Genomic DNA, 16,409 nt, shown 5'->3' on the forward strand with positions numbered 1-16,409 from the left:
GCTTCGTGCGGGGTTCATGGAGCGGCGGAGGCGTGCTGTCGTAGGTCTGTCCGGTAGGGGTGGTGACGGTGAGTGCCGTCGGGTGCGAGCCGGTAGCTCCAGTCAGGCTCGTCTTTGAGTCGATGGTCTCGGCGGCAGAAGCTGACGAGGTCGTCGGCGTCGGTGTGGCCGCCGGACTGCCACGGCACGGAATGGTCGAGGTCGCAGGCCTGGGCGAGGCGGTGGCAGCCAGGTCTTCGGCATTCACGATCACGGACCCGGACGTATTCGTCGACGCCCGCGGTGGGCCGGTAGCGGCCTCGGCCGAGGTCCTTGACCTGTCCCGAAAGTGGGTCGGTGATGATGCGGCGCAGGACGGCGTTCGGGCCGGTCGCGATGTGCCGGGCGAGTGACGCCGGGATGTGGCCGTGCCCGGCAAGTTCCGCGGGGTTGTTGTTGAGGCCGAGATAGGTGAACAGGTCCATGTAGAGGAACACCTCCGTACGTTCACTCACCCCGCCCTGGCCACCGAGGAGGAGGTCGAGGGCGACGTCGGCACGCAGTTGGTCCAGGGTGCGGGTTTCGGTCGCCGGCCTTGAGCGCCCGCGCTTCACGGTCGATCCGACGGTAGGCGGCGTTGACTTTTCGACAGGGCCGTCTTCGATCTCGATCGACGCCACCCCTGTCTCGCCCTGCCGCAGGGTGAGACGGCGGCCTTCGCGATGGTGCTCAGTCCGTTTGTCCGCACCCTCACGGTCGACCGTCGTCGCCGTATAACTCGCCGCTTTCCGGATCTGGTCGGGGTTTTTCCCGGGCAGGCGCTCTTCCAGCAGGGCATCCGCGGCCAGGGCATCCTCGTCCGACAGCCACGCTGTGGCCGCGGCGACCTTCATCGCCCCGAAACCACTCACCAGCCCCCGATCCATCAGGCCCAGGGTGCAGGGCAGGCGGGTGGTCAACGCGTCGGCGACGGCGACCATCGCGGCGGCATGATTGTCCATAAAGGACAGAGCGAAGGCGACTTCCTGCGTCACGCTTCTCGCGCCGTCGCGGTGGCGATTCAGTTGGGCCAGGGCACGGAACCGGATCGCCTCCAAGCGTGCGATGCCCTCGGACGCGGCTTGCGCGACAGCGACGGAATCCCTGTCATCCAGGGAGCACACAGAAGTATTGATATCCTCCAAGAAACTCGAGTCGGTTAGGTCCTCGAGAAGCGCCACAGTGGCGTTGTGTGTATCCACGGACAAACCGTACAACCGACCACCGACACTTTTGGATCTTGCGGCGCTGTCGGCCATTCCCGATTTCCGGCAACACCACCTCAAACCACCCCACAAGCCAAAACTGCGGCACAGCAACACAACCAACCTGATCAGCCACTGTGCTCTCGGGTGCGAGCACGACGACTTCACCCAGTGCGCGCACTTCCGGGAGGCGGTCGCGCGGGCCGGCTGATCCCGGCCCGCGCGACCTTCCCGACTCAGCCGAGCAGGGTGCGCATCTCGGTGATCTCGGCCTGCTGACCGTCGATCACCTTCTGCGCCAAGGCTTTCACCTCGGCGTTGCTGCCCTGCTGCAACGCGGTCTTCGCCATCGCGAGCGCGCCTTCGTGATGCTTGACCATCATCTCCAGCCACTGCTTGTCGAAGGCGGTGCCGTTGGCCCGGCCGAGTTTCGCGAGGTCGTCCTCGGTCATCATGCCGTGCGCGGAGTGTTCGCCGGACGGCGCCACTCCCCAGCCTTTCAGCAATCCGGTCAGCTGCTGGATTTCCGGGTCCTGCGCCCGCTGGATCCGCGCGGCGAGATCGACGACCTTCGCGTTGCGAGTGCGGCCGTCGACGAGTTTCGCCATCGCGAGCGCCTGCTCGTGGTGCGGGATCATCCCTTGCGCGAAAGTGACGTCGGCCTGGTTGTGCCCGGCCTGCTGGGGCTCCGGCACGTTCATCGTGGACATGTCGTGCCCGCTGGAAGCGGTGTCGGAACTCGCGCATCCGGTGAGCACGGCGAAGGAGGCCAGGGCGGCGAGCGCCGCCCCGACCAGTTTCCTGCTGGTCATGGTTCTTCCTCAGATCGGTTTCGGGTATGGCGGGACGTGCCCGCCTGTCACACCCGCAACACGCAAAGGAAGGACAGTCGTTCCGGAACCGGTCTCCAGCGCGGCGGATCACGACCCGACGCCGAACCACCGCCCCGCCGCGACTTCCACGTCACCACGGTCCGTCCGCTCCGGACGAGCAGCCAGGTGACGATCAGCAGGACAGCCGCGGCGAGCACCGCGAGACACAGATGCAGTCCACTGTGTCCGCCGTCGTCGTGCGAAGGAGTGTCTGGACAACACGGGTCCACCATCGCGACTACCGAGGTCTCGTGCCCCGCGCCGTGGCCGGTCTCGGCGATGACGTGATGCATGCCGACCAGCCCCAGCGCCACCACGCACAACAACAGCCACCGCAGGGCGGCCGGGTACGAGGACTGGGTCACGGCTCCACCGTAGCCGCGCGGTCCCATGAGATCGTCAAGGGGTGACGCTGTCCGAAAACGACATCCGCGCGGTCCGCGCCCGTGCGCAACTGCTCAGCGCCCCGGCCTCGGACGTGCTGGCCGTGGCCCGGTCCGTCGCCGCGATCCAGGCGCAGTCGAGCCCCGCCGCCAGGCTCGCGGTCCGCGCCCGCAGCCAGGGATTGACCGCGTCGGACGTCGACGCGTCCCGCGTGGTGGCACGCACCTGGCTGATGCGCAAGACGCTCCACCTGGTCCCGGCGGCCGATCTCCGCTGGCTGAATCGCCTGTTCGGGCCACGCAACGCCCAAGCGGGCCAAGGACGCCGCAGGCAACTCGACCTCACCGACGAACTCTGCGAACGAGCCTTGAACCACCTCCAGGATCTCTTGCCGGGCAAGGCACTCACCCGGCAGGAGATCCTGGACGGCCTGGCAGGCAACGGGATCGCACTCGACGCGAAGTCTCAGGCACCCGCCCACCTCCTGGCGTACGCGGCCAATCGCGGGTTGCTCTGCCGAGGCCCGGACGACGGAACGGAGCCGACGTACGTTCTCCTCGACGAGTGGATCACCGAGGACGACACCCCGGACGACCCGCACGCGGAACTCGCCCGCCGTTACCTGACCGCGTACGGCATCGCGACGGCCGAGGACTTCAGCGCCTGGTCCGGCCTCCCGCTCGGCGTCTGCCGCAAGGCCTTCGACGCACTGGAACTCACCCCGGCGAGCAACGGCTTCGCCCTCAGGGAAACCGATCTCTCCGCGCCTGCCTGTCCGCCTCGTCTGCTCGGCGCCTTCGACACCTATCTGCTGGGTTACCGCGACCGCGATCTGTTCCTCGACCCGGCCGAGGCGAAGCGCGTCAACTCGGGTGGCGGGATGATCGCGCCCACCGTGCTGGTGGACGGCCGGATCGCGGGCGTCTGGCACACCAAGCGGACCGCGAAGCAGACGAAGGTCGTCGTCGAATCCTTCGCCGCGCTTTCGCGGTCCGCCATCACCGGTCTGGAGTCCGAAGTGGACGATTACGGCCGCTTCCTCGGGGAAGCGGCCGTAATCGTCATTTGAGGGACCGGAAGAATTCCCGCACGTCCGCGATCAGGATCTCGGGCTCCTCCAACGCCGCGAAATGCCCGCCGCGATCCACATCGGTCCACCGCACGATCGTGTGCGCGTCCTCCGAGTACCGCCGGATCCCGACATCGTGCGCGAAGATCAGCGCCGCCGTCGGCACCCCGGAGTTCTTCTCCACCGCGCCCCAGGTTTCCGCCTGCGCGTAGCCGACGTACGCCGACGATGCCGCCGTTCCGGTGAGCCAGGTGAACATGACGTTGGTGAGCAGCGTGTCGCGGTCGATGATCTCGTCCGGGAGCGTCGGGCGCGGATGCGTCCACTCGCGGAACTTGTCCATGATCCAGGCCAGCTGCGCGACCGGCGAATCCACCAGCCCGTAGCCGAGCGTCTGCGGCCGGGTCGACTGGATCGAGATGTACCCGAACTCCTCCTGCATGAAGGCGCCGATCCGCTGGACGCGATCGCGCTCGATGTCGGTGAGCGAAGCCAGTTCCTCCTCGGACAGCGACATCGGGGGCATCGGCGTCAGCCCGCCGTTGACGTGCACGCCGATCACCTTGTCCGGCGCGACCCGGCCGACCTCCGGCGACACCGAAGCACCGAGGTCGCCGCCCTGCACGCCGTAGCGTTCGTAGCCGAGACGGCGCATCAGCTCGGCCCAGGCACGGCCGATCCTCGGCATCGTCCAGCCGGAATCCGAGACCGGGCCCGAGAAACCGAAGCCGGGCAGCGACGGGATCACGACGTGGAAGGCGTCGGCTGGGTCCCCAGCATGCGCTTTCGGATCGGTCAGCGGACCGATGACGTCCAGGAACTCCACCACCGATCCCGGCCAGCCGTGCGTGAGCACCAGCGGGGTCGCGTCGGCTTCGGGCGAGCGGACGTGCAGGAAATGAATCCGCTGTCCGTCGATGACCGTGGTGAACTGCGGGAAGCGGTTGATCCTTGCTTCGACGGCACGCCAGTCGTAGCCGTCGCGCCAGTACTCGGCGAGCCCGCGCAACCACGCCACCGGCACTCCGGTGTCCCAATCGTCGCCAGGAAGCGGAGCGGGCCAGCGCGCGCTATCGAGCTTCGCGTGCAGTTCGTCGAGCTGCTCCTGGGGGACGTCGAGGCGGAAGGGGCGGATCTCGGTGTTTTCCATAATGCGTACGCTACGGGCGATTGCGGACAGGTTCGGTCCTCAATCGTGAAGCCTCTCCGGATACGGGAAGATGCGCTGGTGACGGACAAGTACTTGGCCTACGGCAGGCTCATCCGCGACGGGAAGATCCTGTTCATCCGACGGCGGCCGGGCTCCTTCCTCGGCGGTCACTGGGAACTGCCGGGCGGGACTGTCGAGCCGGGTGAGACGACAGCGGAGACCGTGGTCCGCGAGTTCGCCGAGGAGACCGGGCTGACCGTGCGGGTCACCCACGAACGCGGTAGGCACAGCTGGGACGACGTCGAGGGCAGGCCGCTGCGGATCCACGCCACGGTGTACGCGCTCGCCGAAGACGAACCGGGCGAAGTCGTGCTCGATCCCGAGGAACACGACGCCTTCACCTGGTACACCCGGGAAGAAGCCGCCGGACTCGACCTCGCCGAGCACTTCCGCCAGGCACTCGATGGCTGATTCCGGGACCAGTCCCGAGTAGACGTCCCTACCCTCCGCGACATGATCCGACGCCTGCTCCTGTCACTCGCCGCACTCGCTCTCGTGGCGGGCTGTGGTTCGGACTCACCCGTCGAGACCCCGAAGCCCGCGGACAGCGCCGATCTCGCCGCCTGCGCCGACGGCATCTGCGAGGTGAGCGCGCCGGCGGGGGCGAAGATGAAGCTCCCTGAAAAGACCAACGTCGAGTTCGTGACCGTGCAGTCCGTCGACGCCGACACCGTCGTGCTGATCGCCCGGGGTATCGGGACCCGGCAGGGCGGAGCCTGTTCCGGCAAATGCGAGGCGTGGGGCACGGGCAAGGATTTCAAAGCCAAGCTATGGACGGGCAGCGGCCTGAGCTACAACGACCTTTCGATCACCCTGCTCGGCGTGGGCGATGGTGCCGCCGTCCTCAAGATCAAACCGCTGTGACCTGTGCGCGCCAGTCGCTCCACATGCGACGGTCACTGTGGACGTTGTCGTCTCGAACGCGTTTTTCGGCCGCCAGGGTGTCATGAAAGGGGCTTTCAAGACACTTTCCGTCTTGAAAGCCCCTTTCATGACATCCGAGCACCACGGACCGGCCGAAACTGTCGTACCCCGGTGGTCTCCTCTTCCCAGGCGACAGCGGGCCCGGTCGGGGCCCGCGCGCGGAAGCGAGGAGGAAAGTCCCATGGCCGGAGAAACGGTGCTCACGGTGATCGGCAACCTGACGACCGATCCGGAGCTGCGGTTCACCCCGTCGGGTGCGGCGGTCGCGAACTTCACGGTCGCGTCGACGCCGCGCGTGCTGGACCGCGCGAGCGGGGAATGGCGTGACGGAGACCCGCTGTTCCTGCGCTGCGCACTCTGGAAGCAGGCGGCGGAGAACCTGACCGAATCACTCACCCGCGGCACCAGGGTGATCGTGCAGGGCAGGTTGAAACAGCGCTCGTTCGAAACGAAGGAAGGCGAGAAACGGACGGTGGTGGAACTCGACGTCGACGAGATCGGGCCATCCTTGCGTTATGCCACGGCGAAGGTGAACAAGGCGGGCCGCAGTTCGGGCGGCACGCCGTCGGACGGCGCCTGGGAGCGAACGCCGGTGGCCGCCGGTAGCCCGGAGCCGCCTTTCTGATCCGGCGGTTCCCTCTTGGGAGGGACCGATCTCCCCCTCCCGCGCCATGCGGTCACGGGCCTCCGGCTCGGATGCTGGAGGTCGTGAACACGACCACGATCGTCACGGAACTCGGACTGGACCCGGCCGACGAGCGGCACGCGGAGTTCGCCGCCGAACTCCGCACCGGGCTGGCCCTGGTCGAAGACAGACTTCAGGAGGTGTTGCGCAGCCCCGGATATCCGGATCTCACCGAGGCCGCCACCCATCTCGTCCGCGCGGGCGGGAAACGGCTCCGGCCGTTGATGGCGTTGACCGGAGCGGCGTTCGGCGGTGGACGGGACGAGGCGATCTCGGCGGCCGTGATCGTCGAACTCGTCCACGTCGCGACGCTCTACCACGACGACGTCATGGACGAGGCGCCGATGCGGCATGGGGTGACGAGTGCGAATTCCTTGTGGGGAAACAAGAAAGCCGTCTTGATCGGCGACTACGTGCTCGCCTGCGCGGCACGGGTCGGCGCCGGACTCGGCGACTACGCGTTACGGCTGCAAGCGAAGACGTTCGGCAGGCTCGTCCGCGGCCAGTTCCTCGAAGCGACCGGGCCGTTCGAAGACTGCGGCCGTCATGCGCCCTACGAGCACCACATCCAGGTGATGGCCGACAAGTCCGCGTCGCTGATCGCGATGGCGGGGCGGCTCGGCGCCCAGGTCTCGGGGGCGGATGAGCGGATCATCGAAACGTTGGGCCAGTACGGCGAACTGATCGGTGTCGCGTTCCAGATCTCCGATGACGTCCTCGACATCTCCGCGTCCACCACCGATCTGGGCAAATCCGCGGGCACCGATCTCCGCGAAGGCGTCGTCACCCTGCCGATGCTCCACGCCCTCGACGACGAAGGACCCGGGGCCGCGCGCTTGCGCGAGATCATCGGCCACGGCCCGGTCACCGACCCGGCGCTGCGCGATGAAGCGCTCGGGCTCTTGCGTGACTCCGCCGGCGTCGATCGTGCCCTGGCCGAAGCCCACGGATACGCCGCCAAGGCCCGGGACCTCGCGCTCGGCCTCCCCGACAGCCCGGCCAGAGCACTGCTGACCGGCCTATCGGCGTTCGTGGTCGACCGCGGCGAATAGACCCACGGCGTGTGGGACACGGCCTAAAGTGGCGAAATGACCACCGAAGCCCCGGAAAACGTCGAAGGCCGCGACATCGGGGCCGGGATCTCGATCATCCGTGAACGGACCGACGTCGACGGTTCCGGACCGAGGCTGCATCAGCACCCGTACCGCGAAACGTTCGTCATCGTCAGCGGCAGGGCCCGGTTCACCATCGGGACTACGAAGCCGTCCACATCCACGAAAGCGACCATTTCATCACCGAGTGGCTCGAATAGATTCTGTCGGAGGTAAGAAAACCCTTTCCCGGGCTAGAATCCGACGACGTGCTCGTGGTCGGCGGGCACCCGAAGCGACGGGAACCGGGAACTGTGACCGACGTAGCGGACCGCAGCGGTGACGAGACCCGCCGGGTGGACAGATTCGATCAGCGACGTGCGCAGCTGGCGAGGTCGGCGCTGCTCACCTTGTCCGAACTGGGCTATGCCCGCACGAGCCTGCGGGAGATCGCGCAGAACTCCGAGTTCTCCCACGGGGTCCTGCACTATTACTTCCGGAACAAGGCCGAGCTGATCACCTACTGCGTCAAGCAGTACAAGACCGAATGCGTCACCCGGTACGACAAGCTGGTCGAGATCACGGAAACGGCTGAAGAACTGCGGCAGGCCTTCAGCGCCGCGATGGCGACCACCCTGCGCGAGGACGCCCGGCTGCATCGGCTCTGGTACGACCTGCGCAACCAGAGCCTGTTCGAGAAAGTGTTCCGGGCCGACGTCCTCGCCATCGACGAGACACTGGAACTGATGATCTGGCGGATCGTCGCCCGCTACGCGGAACTACTGGACAAGCCGCTGGATCTGGCGCCGTCGACGACGTATGCGCTCTTCGACGGCCTGTTCCAGCAAGGTCTGCTGAGGTACCTCGCCGGCCGGGAGGACGCGGCGAGGTGCCTGCAGAATTCGGTCGAACAGGTGTTGGCGCGGATCTTCACCACTTGATGGTCGGGTACCAGATGACGCCGGTCCGGCCGAGCACCCGCAGATCCCAGTACAGCAGCGTGAACGTGCCGGCGACCAGCAGCGCGGCACCGGTCACCACGGCGATCCTGGTGGGCTTCGCGAGCATCCACCGCTGGAGCCTGCCACCCGTACCGTGCGTCAGCAGGAGGAACAACAGCGCCATCACCAGGATGTTGCCGACCGATTGCAGGGCGAACGCCGCGGCGCCGTAGAAGACGTTGTGGCTTTCGGCCGCGCTGCGGAACATCACCCGGAACAGCGGGAACGGCCGGCCGATCAGGAACCCGCCGATGAGCGCGCCCATCAGGACGAGCGGCGCGGGCGGGAACCGGCGGGTCAGACCGGCGATCGGGTTGCGGACGACACCGACGGAAGCCAGGCCCAGCACGATGAACACGATCCCGATCACGCCGTAGACGATCATCGACTGGATGTTCCGCGGCGTGAGCCCGCCCGGCGAAGAGGCCGTCGAGAACTGCGGCATCCGCGTGCCGACGAGCGCGACGATGACGCCGTACACGACGGAAACGGTCAGCATGCCCGCCGAGATCCAGGCCAGCGGCTTCAAGGTGTTGACGAACTTCGGCCGTCCGGCGGTCCCTCCGCCGACAAGCGGGGCGACGGCACCGAAGGCGGCGATGTTGCACGCGGTGAACGTCCCGGCGAGCCCCGAAACGAACGCGAAGAACGTCCCGGCGAGCACACCGCCGATCGGGGTCTCTTTGGCGTTGTGTCCCAGCAGGGTGTTCGCGACGCTGTCGCCGATCACACTGTCCACAAAAGGCGCCGACCAGATCACCGTCAGCGCGAAACCGGCGAGGACGGACCAAAGGACCACCCGCCACCGGCGTTCCGGATACGGTCCGGAGCCGAGGAAGTTCGGTTGCGGAGAAACGGGAGCGCGTTCGGTGACGGACATTCGTGCCTCCAGCGGCAGATGGCGGGATCCCCGCTGCTCATCGTTGTTCCGGCGGTGGGCGCACGCCACCTCCAAAGTGCCGATCCGCCCTTGGTCCGGCCGGCTCCCGGCAATCCCGGATTCACCGGTCCGGCGGGTGCCACCGAACGAGCGAATACGCTACGGCGGCCGCGTGGATGCCCCGAAAAGATGAAAACCCCGGAGTCTCGTGGGATCGTGGTCCGGATGAGAACCTCGAGCCAGGCCTGACCACTGACCCTGCGGAGGACGATGGACTTCGACGAGGTCGCGGACGAGCTCTACGCCGGCGATCCGGCCGAGTTCGTCTCGGTGCGCAACCAGCGGGCGAAAGAGGCCAAGGCGGCGGGTGACCCCGCACTGGCCGAACGCATTCGCGCGCTCCGGAAACCCACGCGCGCGGCCACCATCCTCAACCGCCGGGCCGGTTCCCGCGAGCTGGAGGAACTGGCCAGGTTGGGCGAAGATCTGCGGAAGGCGCATTCGGCGCTGGCGGGCGCGGACCTGCGCAAGCTCACCCGGCAGCGTCAGGAACTGGTGAACCGGATCTTGCAGGACGAACGCTCGATGAGCGAGCCGGTCGCGCGCGAGGTCGAAGCGACCCTCGAAGCCGTCGTGGCCGATCCCGAGGTGGCGGCGCTCGCGCTGGCCGGGCGGCTGAGCACCGGCGCGGACAGCGCGGCCGATCAGTGGCTGATCAGTGGGTTCACCCCGCGCCCGACCCGGGAACCCGCCCCGGAGCGGGAAAAGCCCGCCACCGTGTCGCATTTGGACGACCGGCGGAAGGCGAAACGGAAGGCCGCCGAGAAGGCCGAGCAGGATCGGACGGCCAAGGCTCGCGAAGAGGCCGAGCGCGAACAGAAGCGGCTGGCGGAGTTCAATCGGCTCCGGCGCGAGGCGGCCGATCTCGCGAAGGCCCGCAAGCAGGCCGAAATCGAACTCTCCCGCGCCGAACGCCGGGCGGAGAAGGCCACGGAGAAGGCGAACGATCTCCGGCGGCGGCTCGCCGACGCCGAACTCGAGGAGGAGGCGGCGAACGGTGAGACCGCCGCCGCCCAGACCACCTTGGCCGACCTGGCCACCGAAGCCGAGCGGATCGACGAGGCCCTCGAGCAGTTTTAAGCGGGCTGGCTTACACGGACCCGGACCGCGGTCACCCGACGTCCGTAAGCCGTCTTCCCACCCGGCTTGTACACCGACAGCACCGTCATGGTCACGTACATCGTCGTGGACACGATGATCGGGTAGAACCCGTCAACGCGACGGCCCATTTCGACGAACGCGCCGTCCATAGTGGACTCGGCCGCCGCCGCCAGCTCCCTGATCCCCGGCAGCAGGGAGAACAACGTCAACCCGACCGCGATCAGGGTCAGCACCAGTTTGATCGCGACCCACTTGTACCGGACCAGCCCCCATTTCGTGCCGATGCTGAGCACGATCCCGCTGACCAGCGCGGTCAGGCTGACCGGCAGCAGCAGGTAGCCGCCGACCTGGTCCATCATCAGGATGGCCGCGTGCTGGCGGCGGGGATCGTCGGTGAACACGGAGGTGAAGGTCAGGACCGTGTTCACCATGGTGATCCCGAGCCAGCCGAGTGACGAGACGACATGGACGACGAGGGCGAGTTTCCGCCACCGCGGGGTGAGCGTCATCGGCGATCGCCGCACTGTGGAAGTACTCATGCGCCCAGTGTTTCCGCGGGCGGCACTGCTGTCGTCCGGCGTGGAGCGACACCTCGCCTACGTATCGCGGAGTACGAGCCCCCGGAGGTAGGCGGTCTGCCCGGCGTGCTGGAGATCGTCGGACAGCACGCTGACCAGGCGTACCCCGAGGGTCACGGGCGGATCCCACGCGTCGTCGACGATACGGTCGAGGGCGGCTTCGTCGAGATCGGCGGCCCAAGCCGTCGTCGCCTCGTGCACCGCGTCGTAGTACCCGGTGAGCAGGTCGGCGGAGTCGACCCGGACCGCGTCGACGTCTTCGGGGCGATGTCCGTACCCGATGTCGGCCGCCGGGAACGGCAGCCCGAACCGGTCCAGCCAGCCCTGCGCGGTCCAGATCTGCTCGGTGCCCATGAGGCCGGCGATGTGGTCGTCCTGCACCCTGGCCAGATGCCAGACCAGCCAGGCGATCGTGTTCGCGCCCGGTGCCGGGCTCGCGACCAGCTGTTCGGCGCTGAGACCCTCGACGGCCTCGTGCACGACCTCCTGGACGCGGCCGAACCCGTCGGCCACCACCTCGGCCAGTTTCATCGAATCCCCTTCCGAAGCTTCGTCTCCCCCGAACGATGCCACCACGAGGTGATCCCCAACCTTGCATCCTTGACTTATATAAGCCCAGGCCGTGATAGTTGCCGGATGCACGCGTTCGACGTCCTGGGGGATCCGGTGCGCCGCCGGATCCTGGAGCTGCTGGCGGACGGGGAACTGAGTTCCGGCGACGTGACCACGGTGGTCCGCGGCGAATTCGGGATCTCGCAGCCCGCCGTCTCCCAGCATCTGCGCGTCCTGCGCGAAAACGGCTTCACCACCGTCCGCGCCGAGGGTGCGCGTCGCCTGTACTCGGTGGATCCGGGACCGCTCAAGGAGATCGACGGCTGGCTGGAGCAGTACCGGCGGTTCTGGACGGGGCCGCTCGACGCGCTCGCCACCGAGATCGCGCGCGGCCGTCGCGAACGCCGGAAGGCCACGGAGGAGAGCGACTGACACCGGCAGGCATCGACTGTCGGACCCCGCCCCTAGAATCGTCCGGGTGGCAGCCCCCGACATCGGTACCTCGGAAGCCGTCGAAACGCTGAACCGCGTTTTCGGCTACGACAACTTCCGCGGCGACCAGCAAGCCATCGTCGAACACGTCATCTCAGGCGGTGACGCGCTCGTTCTCATGCCCACCGGCGGCGGGAAGTCGCTGTGTTACCAGATCCCGGCGCTGGTCCGGCCCGGTGTCGGCGTGGTGATCTCGCCGCTGATCGCGTTGATGCAGGATCAGGTCGACGCGCTGCGCAACCTCGGCGTGCGCGCGGGTTTCCTCAACTCGACGCAGGACTACGCCGAGCGCAACCGGGTCGAGGCCGCGTTCCTCTCGGGTGAGCTGGACCTGCTGTACCTGGCGCCGGAACGGCTTTCGGTCGAAGCGACCGTGCGGCTGCTCGACCGCGGCAAGATCTCGCTGTTCGCCATCGACGAGGCGCACTGTGTCTCCCAGTGGGGTCACGATTTCCGGCCCGACTACCTGATGCTGTCCGCGGTGCACGAGCGCTGGCCGGACGTGCCGAGGATCGCGCTCACCGCCACCGCGACCAAGACGACGCACGCCGAGATCGCGTCCCGGCTCAACCTCGACGACGCGCGGCACTTCGTCGCTAGCTTCGACCGGCCGAACATCCAGTACCGGATCATCGGCAAGAACTCGCCGCAGCGCCAATTGCTGGAACTGCTGCGCACCGAGCACAAGGGCGACGCGGGGATCGTCTACTGCCTGTCGAGGAACTCGGTGGAGAAGACTGCGGATTTCCTGGTGGAGAACGGGATTCCGGCGGTGCCCTATCACGCCGGGCTGGACGCGCGGACCCGCGCGAAACACCAGTCGCGGTTCCTGCGCGAGGACGGGCTGACCGTCGTCGCGACGATCGCGTTCGGCATGGGCATCGACAAACCGGACGTGCGGTTCGTCGCGCATCTGGACCTGCCGAAGTCCGTCGAGGGCTACTACCAGGAGACCGGCCGCGCGGGCCGGGACGGGCTGCCGTCGACAGCCTGGCTGGCGTACGGCCTCCAAGACGTCGTGCAGCAGCGCAAGATGATCGACATGTCGGAGGGATCCGAGGCGCACAAGCGGTCGCAGAGCGCCCATCTCAACGCGATGCTGGCGCTGTGCGAGACGGTCGAATGCCGTCGCGTGCAGGTGCTGAGCTACTTCGGGCAGAAGAGTGAGCCGTGCGGCAACTGCGACACCTGCCTGGCGCCGCCGGAGACCTGGGACGGCACGATCCCGGCGCAGAAACTCCTCTCCACCATCGTCCGGCTCCAGAACGAGCGGCGGCAGAAGTTCGGCGCCGGTCAGATCATCGACATCCTGCTCGGCAAATCGACGCCGAAGGTGACCCAGCACCGGCACGATTCCCTGAAGGTCTTCGGGATCGGCACGGAACTGAAGGAGCCCGAGTGGCGGGCGGTGGTCCGGCAACTGCTAGCGCAGGGGCTCGCCGCGGTCGAGGGTGACTACGGCTCGCTCGTGCTGACCGAGGGCAGCGCCGAGGTGCTCGGCGGGCAGCGGAAGGTCCAGCTGCGGCGTGAGCCGGAGCGGGCGGCCAAGGCGGCGGCCCGGTCGAGCGCGAAGAAGGCGGCGGCCGCCGACATGCCTGCCGAAGCGGCGCCGGTGTTCGAACTGCTGCGTTCGTGGCGAGCCGCGGCGGCGAAGGAGCAGGGGGTGCCCGCGTACGTGATCTTCCACGACGCGACCCTGCGCCAGATCGCCACCAAACGGCCCGCCACGCTGCAGGAGCTGGGTACGGTCAGCGGCGTCGGCGAGAACAAGCTCGCGAAGTACGGCGAGCAGATCCTCGAGACGCTCTCAGCCGAGAACTAGTCTCAGTGGTCGTAGGGTCGACGAGGGGGCCGTCCGGTCATCCCGTCGACCTTGCGCACCGCGCCGTCGATCTGGTTGTGGTACTTACCCTTGGTCTTGTGATCGACGAAGGTCGCGGCCTTGTTCACGGCCTTGGTGACCTTCTCGGGATTTTTCCGCACGTAGGCGCGCACGGCCCCGGCGGTGCCGGCCAGGGCGGTCAACTTCCGCAGTAGAGCCACGATGGATCCCTTTCCTAGGGGTCGTCTGTTGTCCTGCTCAACGACCGGTGGTGCCCACTGGGTTCCCCGTAGCGCGCCAAATCACTCATTTCGGATATCCGTGCTGCTCAGGCACCGTGAAAACCAGGCGCGAAGCACGGCGCCTGCCACTAAGTTCGGGCTCATGCGGGATCTTTCGCAGCTGCCCAAGGCTCATCTGCACGTCCACCTCGAAAGCACCATCCGGCCGGACACGCTCCGTGACCTCGGCGAGGCGAACGGTATCGCCGTACCCGCCGAGCAACCCGTGTTCGACGGATTCCGCGCGTTCGGTGACTACAACGGGCTGCTGCGGTCCTGTCTGCGGCGACCGGAGGACTTCGAACGGGTGGCGAGGGAGTTCTGCGAGGACCAGGTCGCGGACGGCGTCCGCTACGCCGAAGTCACCTTCACCGCGGGGTCGCACGGCGAGCGGCTCGGCGAGCCGGACATGCCGCTGGCATCCGTCCTCAAAGGACTCTCGGTCGGCGCGGCCGAACACGGGCTCACCTCGCGGGTGATCCTGGACCACTCCCGCCGCCGGTCGGTCGAACGCGCCAGGCTCACCCTCGACCTCGCCCGCCGCTACGCCAGGGACGGGGTGTTCGCGATCGGCCTCGCCGGGGAGGAGACGTACCCGCTCGCGCCCTTCGCGGGGATCTGCGACGAGGCCGAGGAGGCCGGTCTGCACCTGATCCACCACGCCGGGGAGGACGCGGGCCCGGACAGCATCCGTGAGGCGCTCGACCTCGGGCACAGCGAACGGATCGGCCACGGGATCCGGATCCTGGAGGACGTCGCGCTGGTCGCCGAGGTGCGGGAACGCGGCATCGCGCTGGAGGTCTGCCCGTCCTCGAACGTGACGCTCGGGCTCGTGCCGTCCTTCGAAGAGCACCCGCTCCCCCGGCTGGTCGACGCCGGGCTCGTGGTCACCCTCAGCACCGACGTCCCCTCCGTCACCGGGACCACGCTGACCGACGAGTTCCTGCGCGCCCGGGAGGCGTTCGCCTACGACGACCTCACGCTCGCCGGTCTCGCCCGGGCCTCCGTCGACGCTTCCTTCGCGCCCGCCGAGCTCAAGCGCACGATCCACTCCGAGATCGACGCCTGGCTCGGCTGACGAATGGCTAGGCTGACGGGTGGCCACACAACTTCTCCACATCCGTCACGTACCGTGGAGCCGGTGACCGCTTCGTCCCCTTCGACCCTGGACCTGATGGACCAGTGGCAACCCCCGCCCAAGAGGCGCGGCCCGCGCGGCTGCGTGATGCTCACGCTGCTGGTCGTGGGCGCACTGGTGGCCGGCGCGGTGTGGGTGGTGGTCAGCCTCGGCGACCGCGAGCCGGTGCCGGTCAAACCGGTGTTCACCGTCCCCGCGCTCAAGCCCGCGCCGCGTTCGGCGATCCCCGGTGACGCCGGACCGCTGCCCGCGGAGCCCGCGAAGGACGCCTGGATCGCGAAGGTGTCGGAGAACACGGACATCCCTTCGCGCGCGCTGCGTGCGTACGTGAACGCGGCCGCAAAGGCCCCGGCTCGCTGCGGCATCACCTGGGCGACCATCGCCGGAATCGGCCGGACCGAGTCCCAGCACGCCCGGCACGACGGCTCCCGTGCCGGTGAGGACGGCATCGTGACGCCGCCGATCATCGGCATCCCGCTCGACGGCTCCCCCGGCGTGCTGGCGGTCGTCGACACCGACAAGGGCGCCCTCGACGGCGACCCGAAGTGGGATCGCGCGGTCGGGCCGATGCAGTTCCTGCCCGCCACCTGGAAGCGGTACGGCGTCCGCGCGAGCGGTGACGGCGCCACGCCGGATCCGCAGAACATCGACGACGCCGCGATGACGACGGCACGCTACATGTGCGCGAAGGGCGGCGACCTCGGCAAGCCCACCGGCTGGTGGAGCGCGGTGCTGACCTACAACAACTCCGCCACGTACGGGCAGGAAGTGTTCAGCAACGCCGACGCCTACGGCAAGGCGGCTCTGAAGCCCTAGCGTCGTGAGTGATCTGGGCTGGTTATTGAGGGGTAGGGCGAAGGTGGCATCTCACGTACTCGCCCGGGTGTTGATCTGGGTGTCGCGAAAGCCACTTTCGGGACATCTGATGTCCCGAAAGTGGCTTTCGCGACATGCCAGGGTGCGTGTGGTGTGGTCACGAAGGTCCCGCGACCGACGGCACCTTTGCCCGTCTCCTCGATAGAACGACCCGGATCACTCGCGACACG

At 67.8% G+C, this 16,409-nt stretch carries 19 protein-coding genes and 1 pseudogene; 12 read left to right on the forward strand and 8 right to left on the reverse strand.

Annotated features, from left to right (window positions below; genetic code table 11):
* Positions 1-14: 14 nt before the first annotated feature.
* The 3 genes from ACLARN_RS26195 to ACLARN_RS26205 form a co-directional block, all read right to left on the reverse strand.
* Entirely contained in the window at positions 15-1,277 is a 1,263-nt protein-coding gene (locus ACLARN_RS26195; protein WP_409494235.1) for a DUF222 domain-containing protein, read from the reverse strand.
* Positions 1,278-1,459: 182 nt separating this feature from the next.
* Positions 1,460-2,035 carry a DUF305 domain-containing protein gene (locus ACLARN_RS26200; protein WP_409494108.1) on the reverse strand — a complete coding sequence of 192 codons (576 nt, stop codon included), beginning with the start codon at positions 2,033-2,035 and terminating at the stop codon, positions 1,460-1,462.
* A 47-nt stretch (positions 2,036-2,082) separates the two neighbouring features.
* Positions 2,083-2,460, reverse strand: coding sequence for a DUF6153 family protein (locus ACLARN_RS26205; protein WP_409494109.1), 378 nt, complete (start codon positions 2,458-2,460; stop codon positions 2,083-2,085).
* A 41-nt stretch (positions 2,461-2,501) separates the two neighbouring features.
* Between ACLARN_RS26205 and ACLARN_RS26210 the strand changes: the two genes are divergently transcribed.
* On the forward strand, positions 2,502-3,548 hold the full coding sequence (locus tag ACLARN_RS26210; protein ID WP_409494110.1) for a winged helix DNA-binding domain-containing protein: 1,047 nt from the start codon (positions 2,502-2,504) through the stop codon (positions 3,546-3,548).
* On the opposite strand, the gene ACLARN_RS26215 is transcribed toward ACLARN_RS26210, so the two are convergent.
* Positions 3,541-4,698: an epoxide hydrolase family protein gene (locus ACLARN_RS26215; RefSeq protein WP_409494111.1), complete on the reverse strand. Its 1,158-nt coding sequence runs from the start codon at positions 4,696-4,698 to the stop codon at positions 3,541-3,543. The genes ACLARN_RS26210 and ACLARN_RS26215 overlap by 8 nt on opposite strands.
* 78 nt (positions 4,699-4,776) lie before the next feature.
* Between ACLARN_RS26215 and ACLARN_RS26220 the strand changes: the two genes are divergently transcribed.
* From ACLARN_RS26220 to ACLARN_RS26245, 6 genes and pseudogenes are all read left to right on the forward strand, one after another.
* Positions 4,777-5,169 carry an NUDIX hydrolase gene (locus ACLARN_RS26220; protein ID WP_409494112.1) on the forward strand — a complete coding sequence of 131 codons (393 nt, stop codon included), beginning with the start codon at positions 4,777-4,779 and terminating at the stop codon, positions 5,167-5,169.
* Between the two features lie 42 nt (positions 5,170-5,211).
* Positions 5,212-5,622, forward strand: coding sequence for a hypothetical protein (locus ACLARN_RS26225; RefSeq protein ID WP_409494113.1), 411 nt, complete (start codon positions 5,212-5,214; stop codon positions 5,620-5,622).
* A 241-nt stretch (positions 5,623-5,863) separates the two neighbouring features.
* A complete protein-coding gene (locus tag ACLARN_RS26230) occupies positions 5,864-6,307 on the forward strand; it encodes a single-stranded DNA-binding protein (RefSeq protein ID WP_076168597.1) in 444 nt (147 codons plus the stop codon).
* A 71-nt stretch (positions 6,308-6,378) separates the two neighbouring features.
* A complete protein-coding gene (locus ACLARN_RS26235) occupies positions 6,379-7,419 on the forward strand; it encodes a polyprenyl synthetase family protein (protein ID WP_409494114.1) in 1,041 nt (346 codons plus the stop codon).
* A 36-nt stretch (positions 7,420-7,455) separates the two neighbouring features.
* Positions 7,456-7,679: pseudogene (locus tag ACLARN_RS26240) on the forward strand (cupin).
* A gap of 93 nt (positions 7,680-7,772) precedes the next feature.
* Positions 7,773-8,399 carry a TetR/AcrR family transcriptional regulator gene (locus ACLARN_RS26245; RefSeq protein WP_409494115.1) on the forward strand — a complete coding sequence of 209 codons (627 nt, stop codon included), beginning with the start codon at positions 7,773-7,775 and terminating at the stop codon, positions 8,397-8,399.
* Here ACLARN_RS26245 and ACLARN_RS26250 read toward each other — a convergent pair.
* The gene (locus ACLARN_RS26250) at positions 8,389-9,339 is read right to left on the reverse strand and encodes a hypothetical protein (protein WP_409494116.1); all 951 of its coding nucleotides are present in this window, start codon (positions 9,337-9,339) and stop codon (positions 8,389-8,391) included. The genes ACLARN_RS26245 and ACLARN_RS26250 overlap by 11 nt on opposite strands.
* A 270-nt stretch (positions 9,340-9,609) precedes the next feature.
* Between ACLARN_RS26250 and ACLARN_RS26255 the strand changes: the two genes are divergently transcribed.
* Positions 9,610-10,479, forward strand: coding sequence for a hypothetical protein (locus tag ACLARN_RS26255; protein ID WP_409494117.1), 870 nt, complete (start codon positions 9,610-9,612; stop codon positions 10,477-10,479).
* On the opposite strand, the gene ACLARN_RS26260 is transcribed toward ACLARN_RS26255, so the two are convergent.
* Both ACLARN_RS26260 and ACLARN_RS26265 read right to left on the reverse strand, forming a co-directional pair.
* The gene (locus ACLARN_RS26260; protein ID WP_409494118.1) at positions 10,476-11,039 is read right to left on the reverse strand and encodes a hypothetical protein; all 564 of its coding nucleotides are present in this window, start codon (positions 11,037-11,039) and stop codon (positions 10,476-10,478) included. The two genes, ACLARN_RS26255 and ACLARN_RS26260, sit on opposite strands and share 4 nt — an antisense overlap.
* A 57-nt stretch (positions 11,040-11,096) precedes the next feature.
* Positions 11,097-11,609 carry a mycothiol transferase gene (locus ACLARN_RS26265; protein ID WP_409494119.1) on the reverse strand — a complete coding sequence of 171 codons (513 nt, stop codon included), beginning with the start codon at positions 11,607-11,609 and terminating at the stop codon, positions 11,097-11,099.
* 105 nt (positions 11,610-11,714) lie between these two features.
* On the opposite strand from ACLARN_RS26265, the gene ACLARN_RS26270 reads away from it, so the two are divergent.
* The gene (locus ACLARN_RS26270) at positions 11,715-12,062 is read left to right on the forward strand and encodes an ArsR/SmtB family transcription factor (protein ID WP_409494120.1); all 348 of its coding nucleotides are present in this window, start codon (positions 11,715-11,717) and stop codon (positions 12,060-12,062) included.
* Between the two features lie 46 nt (positions 12,063-12,108).
* Positions 12,109-13,944, forward strand: a complete 1,836-nt coding sequence (recQ, locus tag ACLARN_RS26275) for a DNA helicase RecQ (protein WP_409494121.1) — start codon at positions 12,109-12,111, stop codon at positions 13,942-13,944.
* Positions 13,945-13,946: 2 nt separating this feature from the next.
* On the opposite strand, the gene ACLARN_RS26280 is transcribed toward recQ, so the two are convergent.
* Positions 13,947-14,165: an antitoxin gene (locus ACLARN_RS26280; RefSeq protein ID WP_409494122.1), complete on the reverse strand. Its 219-nt coding sequence runs from the start codon at positions 14,163-14,165 to the stop codon at positions 13,947-13,949.
* Between the two features lie 163 nt (positions 14,166-14,328).
* Between ACLARN_RS26280 and add the strand changes: the two genes are divergently transcribed.
* Both add and ACLARN_RS26290 read left to right on the forward strand, forming a co-directional pair.
* Positions 14,329-15,303 (forward strand): adenosine deaminase, encoded by a 975-nt coding sequence (add, locus tag ACLARN_RS26285; RefSeq protein WP_409494123.1) that lies wholly within the window; start codon positions 14,329-14,331, stop codon positions 15,301-15,303.
* 63 nt (positions 15,304-15,366) lie between these two features.
* Entirely contained in the window at positions 15,367-16,179 is an 813-nt protein-coding gene (locus ACLARN_RS26290) for a lytic murein transglycosylase (RefSeq protein ID WP_409494124.1), read from the forward strand.
* Positions 16,180-16,409 lie beyond the last annotated feature (230 nt).

Origin of the sequence: Amycolatopsis sp. cmx-11-12 (assembly GCF_046269425.1) — a bacterium.
In the GTDB taxonomy this organism is placed as follows: Bacteria; Actinomycetota; Actinomycetes; order Mycobacteriales; family Pseudonocardiaceae; genus Amycolatopsis.